General features: G+C 75.3%; 12 protein-coding genes. 6 read left to right on the top strand and 6 right to left on the bottom strand.

The window, feature by feature from the left end; genetic code table 11:
• The first annotated feature begins 133 nt into the window (after nucleotides 1-133).
• The 3 genes from H6H00_RS13720 to H6H00_RS13710 all read left to right on the top strand — a co-directional run bounded on the left by H6H00_RS13720 (nucleotide 134) and on the right by H6H00_RS13710 (nucleotide 3,267).
• On the top strand, nucleotides 134-973 hold the full coding sequence (locus H6H00_RS13720) for a carbonic anhydrase family protein (protein ID WP_185721641.1): 840 nt from the start codon (nucleotides 134-136) through the stop codon (nucleotides 971-973).
• A 340-nt stretch (nucleotides 974-1,313) separates the two neighbouring features.
• Nucleotides 1,314-2,069: a VldE C-terminal domain-containing protein gene (locus tag H6H00_RS13715; protein WP_185721640.1), complete on the top strand. Its 756-nt coding sequence runs from the start codon at nucleotides 1,314-1,316 to the stop codon at nucleotides 2,067-2,069.
• Between the two features lie 169 nt (nucleotides 2,070-2,238).
• On the top strand, nucleotides 2,239-3,267 hold the full coding sequence (locus H6H00_RS13710) for a VldE C-terminal domain-containing protein (protein ID WP_185721639.1): 1,029 nt from the start codon (nucleotides 2,239-2,241) through the stop codon (nucleotides 3,265-3,267).
• Between the two features lie 5 nt (nucleotides 3,268-3,272).
• Here the strand turns inward: H6H00_RS13710 and H6H00_RS13705 are convergent, their stop codons facing one another.
• Both H6H00_RS13705 and H6H00_RS13700 read right to left on the bottom strand, forming a co-directional pair.
• Nucleotides 3,273-5,354 (bottom strand): PhoX family protein, encoded by a 2,082-nt coding sequence (locus tag H6H00_RS13705; RefSeq protein ID WP_379539759.1) that lies wholly within the window; start codon nucleotides 5,352-5,354, stop codon nucleotides 3,273-3,275.
• 151 nt (nucleotides 5,355-5,505) lie between these two features.
• Nucleotides 5,506-5,934: a hypothetical protein gene (locus tag H6H00_RS13700; protein WP_185721637.1), complete on the bottom strand. Its 429-nt coding sequence runs from the start codon at nucleotides 5,932-5,934 to the stop codon at nucleotides 5,506-5,508.
• 115 nt (nucleotides 5,935-6,049) lie between these two features.
• Here H6H00_RS13700 and H6H00_RS13695 point away from each other — a divergent pair, with 115 nt between their 5' ends.
• Entirely contained in the window at nucleotides 6,050-6,640 is a 591-nt protein-coding gene (locus H6H00_RS13695; RefSeq protein WP_185721636.1) for an ATP-dependent Clp protease proteolytic subunit, read from the top strand.
• An 18-nt stretch (nucleotides 6,641-6,658) separates the two neighbouring features.
• On the opposite strand, the gene H6H00_RS13690 is transcribed toward H6H00_RS13695, so the two are convergent.
• Nucleotides 6,659-7,432 carry a pentapeptide repeat-containing protein gene (locus H6H00_RS13690; protein ID WP_185721635.1) on the bottom strand — a complete coding sequence of 258 codons (774 nt, stop codon included), beginning with the start codon at nucleotides 7,430-7,432 and terminating at the stop codon, nucleotides 6,659-6,661.
• Nucleotides 7,433-7,509: 77 nt separating this feature from the next.
• On the opposite strand from H6H00_RS13690, the gene H6H00_RS13685 reads away from it, so the two are divergent.
• A complete protein-coding gene (locus H6H00_RS13685; RefSeq protein WP_185721634.1) occupies nucleotides 7,510-8,535 on the top strand; it encodes a 6-phosphofructokinase in 1,026 nt (341 codons plus the stop codon).
• Nucleotides 8,536-8,538: 3 nt separating this feature from the next.
• Here the strand turns inward: H6H00_RS13685 and H6H00_RS13680 are convergent, their stop codons facing one another.
• Together H6H00_RS13680 and H6H00_RS13675 are read right to left on the bottom strand one after the other, a co-directional pair.
• A complete protein-coding gene (locus tag H6H00_RS13680) occupies nucleotides 8,539-9,132 on the bottom strand; it encodes a DUF4126 domain-containing protein (protein ID WP_185721633.1) in 594 nt (197 codons plus the stop codon).
• 20 nt (nucleotides 9,133-9,152) lie between these two features.
• The gene (locus H6H00_RS13675; protein WP_255425736.1) at nucleotides 9,153-9,878 is read right to left on the bottom strand and encodes a LuxR C-terminal-related transcriptional regulator; all 726 of its coding nucleotides are present in this window, start codon (nucleotides 9,876-9,878) and stop codon (nucleotides 9,153-9,155) included.
• Nucleotides 9,879-10,052: 174 nt separating this feature from the next.
• Between H6H00_RS13675 and H6H00_RS13670 the strand changes: the two genes are divergently transcribed.
• Nucleotides 10,053-11,543 carry a helix-turn-helix domain-containing protein gene (locus H6H00_RS13670; RefSeq protein ID WP_185721631.1) on the top strand — a complete coding sequence of 497 codons (1,491 nt, stop codon included), beginning with the start codon at nucleotides 10,053-10,055 and terminating at the stop codon, nucleotides 11,541-11,543.
• Here H6H00_RS13670 and H6H00_RS13665 read toward each other — a convergent pair.
• The gene (locus H6H00_RS13665) at nucleotides 11,540-12,847 is read right to left on the bottom strand and encodes a serine hydrolase domain-containing protein (protein WP_185721630.1); all 1,308 of its coding nucleotides are present in this window, start codon (nucleotides 12,845-12,847) and stop codon (nucleotides 11,540-11,542) included. The two genes, H6H00_RS13670 and H6H00_RS13665, sit on opposite strands and share 4 nt — an antisense overlap.
• Nucleotides 12,848-12,899: the final 52 nt, after the last annotated feature.

The raw sequence follows: 12,899 nt of genomic DNA, 5'->3' as shown, positions 1-12,899 counted from the left end.
CCCTACACGGGTCGATCCGACCCCGGATTCGGGCTGCTCATCCGCGGTCTCGGGCCGGATCCGGACATCGGGGACGACATACGCTTAGCACTGGCAACGATCCACATCCGAGCGTAGCTTCCGGATCACCGGAATGAGTGACACCGACCTGGAACCGGAGCTCGACGTCGTGCCCACCCGCCGTTCGTTCCTGACCGCCGTCCCCGCCCTCCTCCTCACCCCCGGGCTGGTCGGTTGCGCCACCGACCCGTCACCGGCCCCGCCGGGCACCGCGCCGTCCGGAGCGGCGTCGACGAGCCCCGCACCCCCCGCGGGACCGCAGCAGAGCCCGGTCGCCCTGAGCACGGCGGACGCGGTCCCGGCCCCGGAGCTGCCGGAGCTCGTCGTCGACTACCCGCGGTCGGTCGACCTGTCCGTCCGCTACGTCAGCCGCGACCCCGACGACCCGACCGGCTGCACCACCCGCGGGCGCGAGGAGACGATCGAGGCCGAGGTCCCCGCGGGCGCGGCGGGCATCTCGCTGGACGGCGTCCGCTACGAGCTCAAGCAGTTCCACTTCCACACCGCCTCCGAGCACACGCTCGACGGGCGCCGGTACGCGGTCGAGCAGCACTTCGTGCACGCCGGTCCGAACGGCGAGACGCTCGTCATCGGGCGGTTCCTCGACGGCGGCGGACCCGGGGGAACCACGGCCGACCGCGTCCTCGACGACCTGCCCGAGGAGTGCGGCGAGGAGATCGCGATCGCCGGGGCGGACCTGGCCGGCGACCTGCCCGCGGACCTGTCGACCCTGCGCTATCCCGGGTCGCTCACCACGAAGCCCAACACCGAGGGCGTGTCGTGGCTGGTGCTGCGCACCCCCGGCTCGGTCGCCGACGAGACCATCTCCGAGGTCCGCGAGCTCTTCCCCGACGGCGACGCCCGGGACCTGCAGCCCCTCAACGGCCGGGTGGTCCGACTGCGCGAGCAGTGAGCCCGCCGCGTACGACGAACGGGCCAACCGGGCACCGTTCGTCGCACGCCGAGTGACGGTCGTCGTTGCGGAGCGCGTCCGAGCGAGCGGAACGCGGGGAGGTTGCCTAGTTTCGGTTCCGGGTCAATGACGGCACGGTCACGAACTGGACACGGGACTCCCCACCCGACCGGCTCCCCCCGAACCGGACGTCCAGCCGCACCGTCGGCCCGGAAGGTTCAACGTGGCTCGGCATCGCTCCCCCCGAGGCCGCCGCGCGCACGAGAGCACTCCGTCCCCGGCGCTGCGCCGGGCGACCGGATGGCCCTCCACGCGCCGGCCGGACTCCGTCTCCACCCCCGTGGTCCCGGCGTTCCCCGGACCACTGGGCTCCACGCCGGTGCGCCGCGGCGCCGCGGTCGTCGCCGTCGCCGGTGGCGCGCTGTCCCTGATGGGCGCGGCCGCGCCGGCCGCGACCCCGGAGATCGCCGACGTCGCGGCGCGCTCCGACCTCCCGGTCCAGGCCGCCGTGCCCGAGGTGCTGATGGTCCCGGCGGTGCAGCCGGTCGTCCCCGACACCGACGTGCTCGACGACCCCGCCCCGCTCGTCAAGGCCGTGCAGATGGCCGAGGAGCAGATCGCGCGGGCCGAGGAGGAGCGCGTCGCCGCCGAGGCGCGCGCCGCGGAGGAGGCCGAGCGGGCCGCCGCCGAGGCGGCGGAGGCCGAGCGCCGGTCCTCGGTCGGCGCCGACTGCGGGCTGAACACCGGGCAGCTGGGCGCCGTGAAGGACTTCGTGCGCGAGGCCGCCGAGTTCCTGGGCTGCCTCTACGACGTGTCGACCATGCACGGTGTCGCCGGGCGCGCCGGCACGTCGGACCACCCGTCGGGCAAGGCCATCGACTTCATGGTCGACAGCGCCACCGGCGACGGCCTGGCCGCCTGCGCGCTGCGCAACATGGACTCCCTCGGCATCAGCTACGTCATCTGGGAGCAGCGGATCAACTACGGCAGCGGCTGGGAGCCGATGGAGGACCGGGGCGGTGTCACGGCCAACCACTTCGACCACGTGCACGTCTCGTTCGACTCCGGTGGCGGCGGCAGCCTCTCCGGGTGTTGATCGCCGCTCGTCGCGCGCAGCGACACGCCCGACTCACGCGGAGTGACGGTTGACTCCGATCCGTGACCTAACCGCTATCGTCGGCCGCGCAAGAGCCCGTACGGCACCGGGGTCCCCGCCCCGGCCGGTCCCCGAACCGGACGCCGGAGGGCCCGACGAAGAGGTAGACGTGTCCCGGCACCGCTCCCCCGCCGGCCGGCGCACGCACCAGCGGTCCGCTCCCCAGGCGGTCGCGGTCACCGGTGCGGCGTCGCGTCGCGCCGACGCGCCGCCCACCCCGTACGCGGGCGGCGGCGGGGTCGCCCTGCTCGAACGACCCGCCCCCGAGCCCACCCCGCCGCGCGAGTTTGCCGCCCCGCCGCGCGAGTTTGCCGCCCCGCCGCGCGAGTTCGCCGACGACGTCCGCCCGGCCGGGCCCGCCGTCGCCCCGCGCGTCGGCCCCCGCCACGCCGCCCCGGCCGTCCGCAACGGGTTGGTGGCCGCGGCCGCCACCGCGGGCCTGCTGTCGGTCGCCGCGCCGCTCGTCCCGGCGCTCCCGGCCGACCCCGACGACACCGCGGCACTGGCGCTGGCCGCCGAGTCGGCCCGGGCCGCGAGCGCCCCGGCGCCCCTGCTCGCCGCGCCACCGGCGGCGGCCGCACCCGTCGAGGGCCAGCTCGTCGACGGGCGGCTGCTCGCCGCGAGCATCCTGCCGGTGCTGGCCCGGGACGAGGCCGCGGCGCCCGTCACCGACGCGGAGTCGCTGCTCAAGGCGGCCGGACTCGCCGAGGAGGCCCGCGCGGCCGAGGAGGCCCGCCTGGCCCGCGAGGCCGCCGCGAACTGCGACGTGCCGCTGCGCGGGCTCGGCGCCGTCAAGGACTTCGTCCGCGACGCGGCCCGCTTCATCTCCTGCCTCTACGAGTCGCCGACGCTGATCGGGGTGGCCGGGCGCGCCCGCGTCTCCGACCACCCCCGAGGCCTGGCGATCGACTTCATGACCGAGCGGGAGCGCGGCGACCGGATCGCCGACTGCGCGCTGGCCAACCAGGAGGCGCTCGGGATCAGCTACGTGATCTGGCGCCAGCGCGTCAACTACGGCGAGGGCTGGGAGCCCATGTCCGACCGCGGCGGCGTGACCGAGAACCACTTCGACCACGTGCACGTGTCGTTCGAGCGCGGCGGCGGGTCGGGCGGCCCGCTCGCCGCGGCCTGCTCGTAGGGCCCCTACTCGCCGATCCGGCCGGGGCGCCCGCCCTCGCCCTCGCGCCAGATGTTCACGACCGACGGCCGCGGCTGGCTGCCCGGTCCGTCGGGCCAGGTCGACTGCGGGGTCTCGGTGCTCGCGCCGTCGAGGTCGCCCGGGTGCTGCGGCGAGATCAGCACGAACTCGTCGGTGACGACGGGCCCGCAGCACTCCGCCCCGTTCGGCACGGTCGCGAACAGCGCGGTGCGCCCGCGCGTCTCCCCCTCCAGCGACACCCCGTAGAGCCCGTCGTTGATGCCCGCGGGGGTGCCGGCCACCTCCAGCGCGCGTCCGGAGTCGGTGGAGATCCACAGGTTGCCGTGGCCGTCGAACGCGAGGTTGTCCGGCGAGGTGATCGGGCTGACCTGCGATTTGTCGAACCCGGCGAAGTACGTGCTCGGGTCCTCCGGGTCCCCGCAGACCAGCAGGATCCGCCAGGAGAAGGCGCCGGCCGCCGCGTCGCCGCCGTCCTCCTCGAACTCGACGACGTGCCCGTGCGCGTTCTCGGTGCGCGGGTTCGCCTCGTCGGGACCGGCCGCGCCCTCGGTGCCGCGGTCGGTGTTGTTGGTGAGCGCGATGTAGACGCGCCCGGTCACCGGGTTGGCCTCGACGTCCTCGGGGCGGTCCATCTTCGTGGCCCCGACGACGTCGGCGGCCTGGCGGGTGAAGACGTAGACCTCCTCGGCCGACATCCCCGGCACGAACGACTCCGTGCCCGCCGCCAGCTTGATCCACTCACCGGTGCCGTCGAACGCGCCGTCGGCGGGCAGGGCGCCGTCGCCGGTGATCTCGGTGGCCGGGCTGTTGCCGGTGAAGCGGGCGACGTAGAGGGTGCCGTCGTCGAGCAGGGTGGCGTTGGCCTCGCGGGCGGCGCGGGTGTTGCCCTCCCGCACCGCGGCGTTCGAGACGTACTTGTAGACGTAGTCGAAGCGCTCGTCGTCGCCCATGTACGCGACGGCGCGGCCGTCGGCGGCCAGGTGGATGGTGGCGCCCTCGTGCTTGAACCGGCCCAGCGCCGTCCGCTTGACCGGGGTGGCCGTCGGGTCCTGCGGGTCGACCTCGACGATCCAGCCGAACCGGTTGGGTTCGTTGGGCTCGGCGAGCATGTCGAAGCGCGGGTCGAAGCGCTCCCACTTGCGCTCCGAGGCCTCCTCGGTGATCCCGTAGCGCTCGGCCCGGGCCAGCACCGCGGGGTCGACGACCGACGCTGCGTTGGCGAAGTACTGGTTGAAGTTCTCCTCGCCGGACAGGAACGTGCCCCACGGCGTGACGCCGCCCGCGCAGTTGTTCAGCGTGCCGAGCACGCGGGTGCCGGTGGGGTCGGCGGAGGTCTGCAGCAGCGCCGACCCGGCGGCGGGCCCGGTCAGCCGGAACTCCGAGGTGGCGGTGTAGCGGCGGTTGAGGGGGTCGAGGACCGCGCGCATCTCGCCGGTGGCCGGGTCGCGCTCCACCACGTGCACCGACAGCCCGTGCGCGGCCATCCCGATCCGCACCTGCGTCTCGGTGGGGTTCTCCTCGTCGTAGCCGGCGAACATCAGCGGCTCGATCGTGTACTCGTGGTTGTTGAACATGACGAGGCGGTCGCCGTCGAGCGGCAGCACGCCGCAGAAGTCGTTGTTGTAGCCGAACTGCTGCGCCTGGGCCTCCGGCGTCTGGTTCGCGAAGTCGAACTCCGGCGCGCCGTCGACGATCGGGTCGCCCCAGCGGATCACGACGTTGCTGCGGTAGCCCGGCGGCACCGTGATCGCGTCGGTGTTGTTGACGGGCACGGTCTCGTAGTCGAGGCCGACGGGCAGGCCGCCGCCCGTGCCCTCGGGCGCGCCGGGGGCCGCGGGGGCGCACGCGGCCAGCGCCCCGGACGCGCCGACGGCCAGGGTGATCACGGCCCCGGCGCGCAGCGCCCCGCGGCGGGAGATCGCCCGCTGCAGGATCGTGCCGAAGTACTCGTTCTCCGAGCGGTTCGGGACGGGCTGCGCGCAGGCGTCGCCGCAGCGGTAGCGGCAGGTGTAGAGGCGGCCGGGGCGGTGCTGGTCGGAGCGGTGCTGGTCGGACAGCAACGGCAGCGCGACGGTGCCGGGCCGGGTGGTGGGGTCGGCATCCGGGCAGGGCTTTGCCACGGTCATCCTCCTGGTGGGCGCTCGGGAACGCTCCGACACTAGGTAGCCCGATCGAGGAGCCGGTGGCCTCCGGATGGACGTGAGGTGAATCCCCCGATCAGCCCGGAGTGGCCTCGTGACCTGCGCGGCCCGCCGTGCGCCGACGTGCCTTCATCTCCGCCTCCAGGACGTGCCGGCGCCCGCCCATCGTGGCGTCGCGGACGGTGCGCTCCAGCTCCCGCCAGGTCGCGTAGTAGCCGTCGTCGAACTCCTCGACGATCTGGAACGTCCAGCGCCCCGCGATCGCGTTGAGCCCGATGAGCTCCTCGGAGATCCGGTCGGCCAGATCGCCGTGGCCCTCGGCCCGCAGCCCGTCGACGACGTCGTCGAGGAGCGCGTCGGCGCCGCCGGTGAGCTGGTGGAACTCGTAGAGCGCGCCGCGGGCGCGCTCGATCCGCTCCAGCGCCTCGGACAGGGTCCCGACCGCGGAGACGAGTGCGTCGGAGGCGCCGGCGGGCCGGGCGTGGGCGTCGTCGAGGTGTTCCACGGCCGCGGGTTTGCCCGTTCGCCCACGGCGCAAACGCGGGCCCACGGCGAACGCGGCCGCCGGGCGGGCCCGGCCGTCCTAGCGTCGGCGGGACCGCCCGACCCGAGGAGCTCCCGTGCCCGAACCCCACCGCCCCACCGTCGTGCCGCTGCCCCCGCCGCAGCCCCCGCAGCCCTCGTTCACCTCGACGCTGCTCGTGGCGGGCGCCGACCCGGTGGCCGAGCACCTGCTCGACGTGCGGATCGTCCACGTCGGCGGGGTCCTCGACGCCGACGCCGCCGACCGGGTGTGCGCGCGGCTGCGGCTGCTGGCCGCCCGCGACCCGCGGGCGGAGATCACGCTGACCGTGTCCTGCACCGCCGGGACGGCGGGAGCCGGGCTCGCCGTCGTCGACACGATGGCGCTGGTCGGGCCCGAGGTCGCGACCTGCGCCGTCGGCGCCGTGGCCGGGGTGGGGCAGCTGGTCGTCACCGCGGGGGCGCCCGGGCGGCGGACGGCCGCCCGGCACGCCCGGCTGGCCCTGCGCACCCCGGCGGCGGACCCGGCCCCGGCGACGGTGTCCGGGGCGCAGCGGCGGGAGGCCGTCGCCGTGACCGCGGCCCGCAGCGGGCGCGACGCCGCGGAGGTCGCGGCCGACACCGCGGCCGAGCGCTGGTTCACCGCCGCCGAGGCCGTGGCGTACGGGCTGGTGGACGCGGTGGTGTGAGCCGGCCGCACCGGGGCGTCAGCCGCGCCCGCCGCCCGAGGGCCAGTGCGCCGGGTGCCGCAGGCCCGCCGGGACCACGGTCGCCGCGTCGCCGCGGGCCGCGTCGAGCTGGGCCTGCACGACGAACAGCGCACCGGTGAGGTCGGCCCCCGACAGGTCCGCGCCGCGCAGGTCGGCGCCCAGCAGGTCGGCGCCGCGCAGGTCCGCCCCGCGCAGGTCGGCCCCCAGCAGCACCGCCCCGCGCAGGCAGCCGCGGCGCAGGTCGCGCAGCCGGGACCCGACGAGGTCGGCGCCCGCGTGGTCGGGGCCGGCCGGGTCGCGGACCAGCGCGCTGACCGCCCGCAGTAGCCCCGCCACCTCCGCCCGGTGCGCCGACGGGTCGAGGGCGGCGAGCGCGTCCGGGGTGCCGCCGGACAGGCGCAGCGTCTCGTCGCGGGCGCGGCGCAGGTCGCCGTCCAGCGCGGTGCCGAGCGCCAGCGCGGCGGTCTCGAACGCGAGCAGCTCGTGCAGCACCCGCATCGTCGGGAACACCGCGGCGACCCGGGTGTCGGGGTGCCCGCCGAACGTCACCTGCACGACCTGCTGGCCCGCGCCGAAGCAGTCGTAGACGGTGCAGCCGGGGAAGCCCCGCTCCCGCAGCGAGGGGTGGATGCCGCAGCCGTGGTCGGGGCGCAGGTTCGGGCACGGGGTCCCGGCGGGCTTGTCGATCGCGAAGTCGGCCGACGCGGCGAACGCGGGGACGACGCAGCACAGCGCCGTGCAGCGCGCGCAGTCGGCCGTCAGCTCGCGCACCGCCCACCTCCTCGCACCCGCCCGGACCGGCGACGCTAGCGTGTGCCCACTTCTGCATCGATGGAGAGGCCTCTCACATGCGCGTCGGCGTGCTCACCGGTGGTGGCGACTGCCCCGGACTGAACGCGGTCATCCGGGCGATCGTCCGCAAGGGCGTCCCCGAGTACGGCTACTCGTTCGTCGGCTTCCGCGACGGCTGGCGCGGGCCGCTCGAGGCACTGACGAAGCCGCTGGACATCCCCGCCGTCCGGGGCCTGCTGCCCCGCGGCGGCACGATCCTCGGCTCGTCGCGCACCAACCCGTTCGCGATCGAGGGCGGTGTCGAGAAGATCCGCACCAACCTGCAGAACCTCGGCGTCGACGCGCTCATCGCGATCGGCGGCGAGGACACCCTCGGCGTCGCGACGAAGCTGCACGAGATCGGCGTCAACGTCATCGGGGTGCCGAAGACGATCGACAACGACCTGTCCGGCACCGACTACACGTTCGGCTTCGACACCGCGGTCAACATCGCGATGGAGGCCATCGACCGGCTGCACACCACCGCCGAGTCGCACCACCGCGCGCTCATCGTCGAGGTCATGGGCCGGCACGCGGGCTGGATCGCGCTGCACGCCGGCATGGCGGGCGGCGCCAACATCATCCTCATCCCCGAGGTGCGCTTCGACATCGAGCAGGTCTGCACCTGGGTCGAGTCGCGCTTCCGGCTCGACTACGCGCCGATCATCGTCGTGTCCGAGGGCGCGAAGCCGAAGGACCGCGACGAGTCGCTGCTCAACGAGGAGAAGGACGCGTTCGGCCACGTCCGCCTCGGCGGCATCGGCGACTGGCTGGCCAAGGAGATCGAGGCGCGCACCGGCAAGGAGGCCCGCACGACGGTGCTCGGGCACGTGCAGCGCGGCGGCACCCCGACCGCCCGCGACCGCTGGCTCGCCACCCGCTTCGGCCTGCACGCGATCGACGCGGTGCACGCCGGGGCCTGGGGCCAGATGACGGCGCTGCGCGGCACCGACATCACGATGGTGCCGCTGAGCGAGGCGACGAAGGAGCTCAAGGTCGTCGACCCCGCGCTCTACGCCGAGGCCGAGGTCTTCTTCGGCTGAGCCTCACGCGGTCGCGAGCCGCCGCTCCCGCCAGGCGCGGTAGCGGCGGTACCCGCGCCGCACGTTCCGCCAGAGCAGCACCAGCAGGATCAGCCCGATCACCAGCAGCACCGCGGCGATCCCGAACGCCACCACGGGGGCGACGACGACGAGCGTCGCCACCCCGGCCACCGCGACGTCCTCGCCGAGGCTCACCCCGATGTTCGTGACGGGTTCGGGCGAGGTGTTGACGATCAGCCGCAGCCCGCCCTTGACGAGGTGGCTGACCAGCGCCGCCGCCCCACCGCTCGCGGCCAGCACCGCCTGCTCCAGCGAGGACGCGTCGCCGGCGAGGAGCAGCCCGATCACCGCGCCCGCCGTCGGCCGGATCGCGGTGGACACCGCGTCCCACAGCGAGTCGACGTAGGGGATCTTGTCGGTGACGAACTCCAGCAGGTAGAGCACCGCGGCGACGACGAGCACGTCGGTGCGGGTCAGGGCCTCGGGCACCGCCTCGATCCCGCCGAAGCGGCCCAGCACGCCGAGCACGACCACGCAGAGGTAGGCGTTGACGCCGCTCGCCCACCCGCTGGCCAGCACGGCCGGCACCAGCTCCATCGGAGCAGGGTAGAGCAGGGTCAGACGATGCCCTGCCGCGTGGCCGTGTAGACGATCTCGGTGCGGCGGCGGACCTCGAGCTTGTCGCGCAGGTTGCGCACGTGGAACTTGACCGTGGCCTCGCTGATCAGCAGCCGCACGCCGATCTCGCGGTTGGACATCCCCACGGCGAGCAGGCGCAGCACCTGGTTCTCGCGGTCGGTGAGCATCGCGCCGCCGAGCTGGCGGACGGCGGGGCGGTCCTCCTCGCGCACGACGTCGGTGACCGCGCCGGGGCCGCGGGAGTCGAAGACGCTCTCGCCGCGCAGCAGGGCGTGGATCGCGCGCAGGATGTCGGCGGTCTCGGCGCCCTTGCGCAGGTAGCCGTGCACGCCGAGGCGCACGGTGCGGCGCATGACCTCGCGGTCGCGACAGCTCGTCAGCACGAGGACCCGCACGCCGCGGTGGCGCTCGAGCAGCATCCGGGCCAGCTCGACGCCCGCCGAGTCGCCGCGGCCCAGGTCGACGTCGAGGATCACCAGGTCGGGCGGGCACCGGTCGGCGACGACGAGGGCGTCGCGCGGGGACGCGGCCTCGCCGACGACGGCCAGCTCGGGGTCGGGAGCCACGAGCTGGCGCAGGCCGAAGCGGACGATCGCCTCGCCGTCGACGATCAGCAGGCGGGCGGTGCGGCGCGCCGTCGGGCGCCCGGCGGCGGAGCGGTCGAACGGAGCCACGTCCGGCTCGAGCACGGCATCGATGGTCACGGACCAACCTCCTTGGGGCCGTCGGGCGTGTCTCGCATCACTGGGGTGCGACGTTAGGCACCGCCGCGTTGCCTCGACGTTGCACGCGCAACGACGATCGGCTTGCCCCGTTCGGGGGCCTGGGCGATGATGGCCGCGGGGCATGTCCTGGGGCGATGACGCTCGGAGCTACGGATGACGACGCGCGGAGAGCACGGCACGACGCCCGTGCACGATCCCGTCGAGCACGCCCGCGTGCTGCACGGGATCTACGACAGTGCCCTGACCGGCGGGTCCGGTGGGCGGGCCCCGCGGTCGCTGGTGTCCGCGAGCTGGCAGCGCAGCCTCGCCGCGCACGTCGACCCCGACCGGCACACCCCGCCCGCGGTGTTCGCCGAGGACGACCTGTCCGAGGTGCGCGAGACGCACCCGCTCAACGACGTCCTGCCGCTGCTGCGCAGCACGCTCGTGAGCATCGCCGACGAGGCCATGCACGTCATGCTCGTCACCGACGCCGACGGCACCATCCTGTGGCGCGAGGGCGCGGCCCGGCTGCTGCACATCGCCGACGACACCGGCCTGTCGCCGGGGTTCAAGATGTCCGAGGACGCGATCGGCACCAACGCCATGGGCACCACCCTCGCCATCGACGCCCCGGTGCAGATCCACTCCGCCGAGCACCTGGTGCGCGCGTTCCACGCGTGGACCTGCGCGGCCGCCCCCGTGCACGACCCCGACACCGGCGCGATCCTCGGCGCCATCGACATCTCCGGGCCGCTGCACACCGTGCACCCGGCGATGGTGCAGCTCGTGTCGGCCACCGCGCAGCTCGCGGAGAACCAGCTGCGCGTGCGCCTGGCCATCGCCGACGAGCGGCTGCGCGTGCGGAACATGCCGCACCTGACGAGCCTGCGGGGGCAGGGTGCGCTCGTCACCCCGACCGGCCGGATCGTCGCGGGCGAGCCGTACGGCACGTGGCCCGAGCGGGTCGCGCTGCCGCAGGGGTCCGACCGCGTGCTGCTCGACGACGGCCGCGAGATGGTGGTCGAGCCGCTCGCCGAGGGGTACCTGCTGCGCACGCCGCGCCCCGCCCGCGCCGCCCGGCGCAGCGCGCTGTCGCTGCGGTTCATGGGCGAGGCCGGCCCGCGCGTGGTGCTCAACGGCAAGACGGTGCAGGTCACCCTGCGGCCCGCCGAGATCCTCACCGCGCTCGCCCTGCACCCCGACGGCCTCACCGCCGAGCGCCTCGCCCTGCTGCTCTACGGCGACGACGGCAACCCCACCACCGTCCGCGGGGAGATCCTGCGGCTGCGCGGCCTGATCGGGGCCGACGTCCTGCGCACCCGCCCGTACCGCCTCGACGCCGCCGTCGACACCGACTTCGACGCCGTCCGCACCGCGCTGCGCAAGGGGAACGCCGCCGAGGCCCTGCGCGCGTGCGCCGGGCCCCTGCTGCCGCGCTCGGACGCCCCGGAGATCCGGGAGCTGCGCGACCAGCTGGAGGTCGGCCTGCGCCGCGCCGTCCTCGACGCCGACGACGTCGACCTGCTGGCCGAGCTCGCCGCGCACCCGCTGGGCCGCGACGAGCTCGAGGTGCACGACCTGCTCGCCGAGCGCCTGCCCGCCGACGACCGGCGCCGGCCCGAGGTGCTGGCCCGCCGGGCCCGGCTTCTCGCCGAGGACTAGGCCCAGTCGCCCGCGCCGCCGGGCACCGGCGCGGTCGGGTCGTACGGGGTGCGGGTGAGGACGAACGTGGCCAGGTTCAGCGCCACCGGGTCCAGGCGCAGGGTCTCGCCCGCGAAGTAGCCGTCGAGGCCGGTCCAGGTGCCGTCCGGGCCGGGGCGGAAGCGGCTGGACCGGCCCGGCCGCCCGAGCCCGCCCAGGTGCAGCAGCCCGCCCGGCACGGCGCGCAGCACGTACGGCGAGGGGCCCCAGTACCAGGGCCCGAGCAGCTCCAGCGGCACCGGCGACGGGGTGGGCTCCCAGGCGTCGACGACGCGGGGCTCGGCCGCGCGGACGTCGGCGAGCAGCCCCGCCGGCAGCCCGCCGTCGAGGCCGGAGGTGGTGTTGCCCATCGCGAGGGCCCCGGTGGCCTCCTCGCGGTCGACCCACAGCCCGGCGAGGAAGCCGGGCATCGAGCCGCCGTGGCCGACCAGCACGGTCCCGTCGGCGGTGCGCTGCACCTGCACGCCCAGTCCGTAGGACGACCAGCCGGGCGCCGAGGAGTCGATCCCGGCCGGCAGCGTCATCTCCTCGACGGTGTCGGGCGAGAGGACGTCCCCGGTGTCGCCGAGCAGGAACGCACCGAGCCGGGCGAGGTCGTCGGCGGTCGCCCAGAGCTGCCCGGCCGGGGCCATGACCTCGGCGTGGTGCTCGGGCTCGACCTGCGTCACGTCGGCCCACGGGTGCACGGCGTACCCCTGGGCGGCGCGGCCGTCGGGGCGCGGGGTCGTGCGGCGCATCCCGAGCGGGAGCAGCACCTCGTCGCGCGCGACCTCCGACCAGCTGCGCCCGCGCGCCCGGGCGACGAGCTCCCCGAGCAGGCCGAAGCCGAGGTTGGAGTAGTGGAAGCGGCGGGCGGCGGGCAGCACGACGTCGGCGTCGGAGAGGGCGAGGCCCTCCAGCGTCGTGCCGGGCGTGCGCTCCCACCACTGCCCCGGGCTCTCCGACCCGGCTCCGGCGAGGTGGCTGAGCAGCTGCCCCAGGGTCCGGTCGCCCAGCGGGGTGCCGGGCAGGTGGCGCTCCAGCGGGTCGCCGAGGTCGAGCAGCCCCTCGTCGCGCAGGCGCAGGACCGTGATCGCCGTGACCGTCTTGCTGATCGAGCCCAGCCGGTACTGGACGTCCCGGTGCGGCTCCTCGATCGCCCCGCGACCCGCCGACCACACCAGCCCGCCGTCGCGCACCACCCCCGCCACCAGTGACGGGACGCGGCCGTCGCGCTGGGCGCGGGCGGTGCGGGCGAGCAGGACGGCGGCGGTGGAGTCGAGCACCGGCCGACGGTATCCGGGCGTCTCCGGCGCCCGTGAGCGGATACGGCTGCCC

It is taken from the genome of Pseudonocardia petroleophila, from assembly GCF_014235185.1.
GTDB lineage: Bacteria > Actinomycetota > Actinomycetes > Mycobacteriales > Pseudonocardiaceae > Pseudonocardia > Pseudonocardia petroleophila.
The sequence above is the reverse complement of the archived record's forward strand: the minus strand, read 5'-3'. Positions and strand labels throughout refer to the sequence as shown.

Coding starts and splice junctions, on each gene's coding strand:
- H6H00_RS13680 (WP_185721633.1), bottom strand. CDS start 9,132: ATGGAGCTGGTGCCGGCCGTGCTGGCCAGCGGGTGGGCGAGCGGCGTC.
- H6H00_RS13720 (WP_185721641.1), top strand. CDS start 134: ATGAGTGACACCGACCTGGAACCGGAGCTCGACGTCGTGCCCACCCGC.
- H6H00_RS13670 (WP_185721631.1), top strand. CDS start 10,053: ATGACGACGCGCGGAGAGCACGGCACGACGCCCGTGCACGATCCCGTC.
- H6H00_RS13685 (WP_185721634.1), top strand. CDS start 7,510: ATGCGCGTCGGCGTGCTCACCGGTGGTGGCGACTGCCCCGGACTGAAC.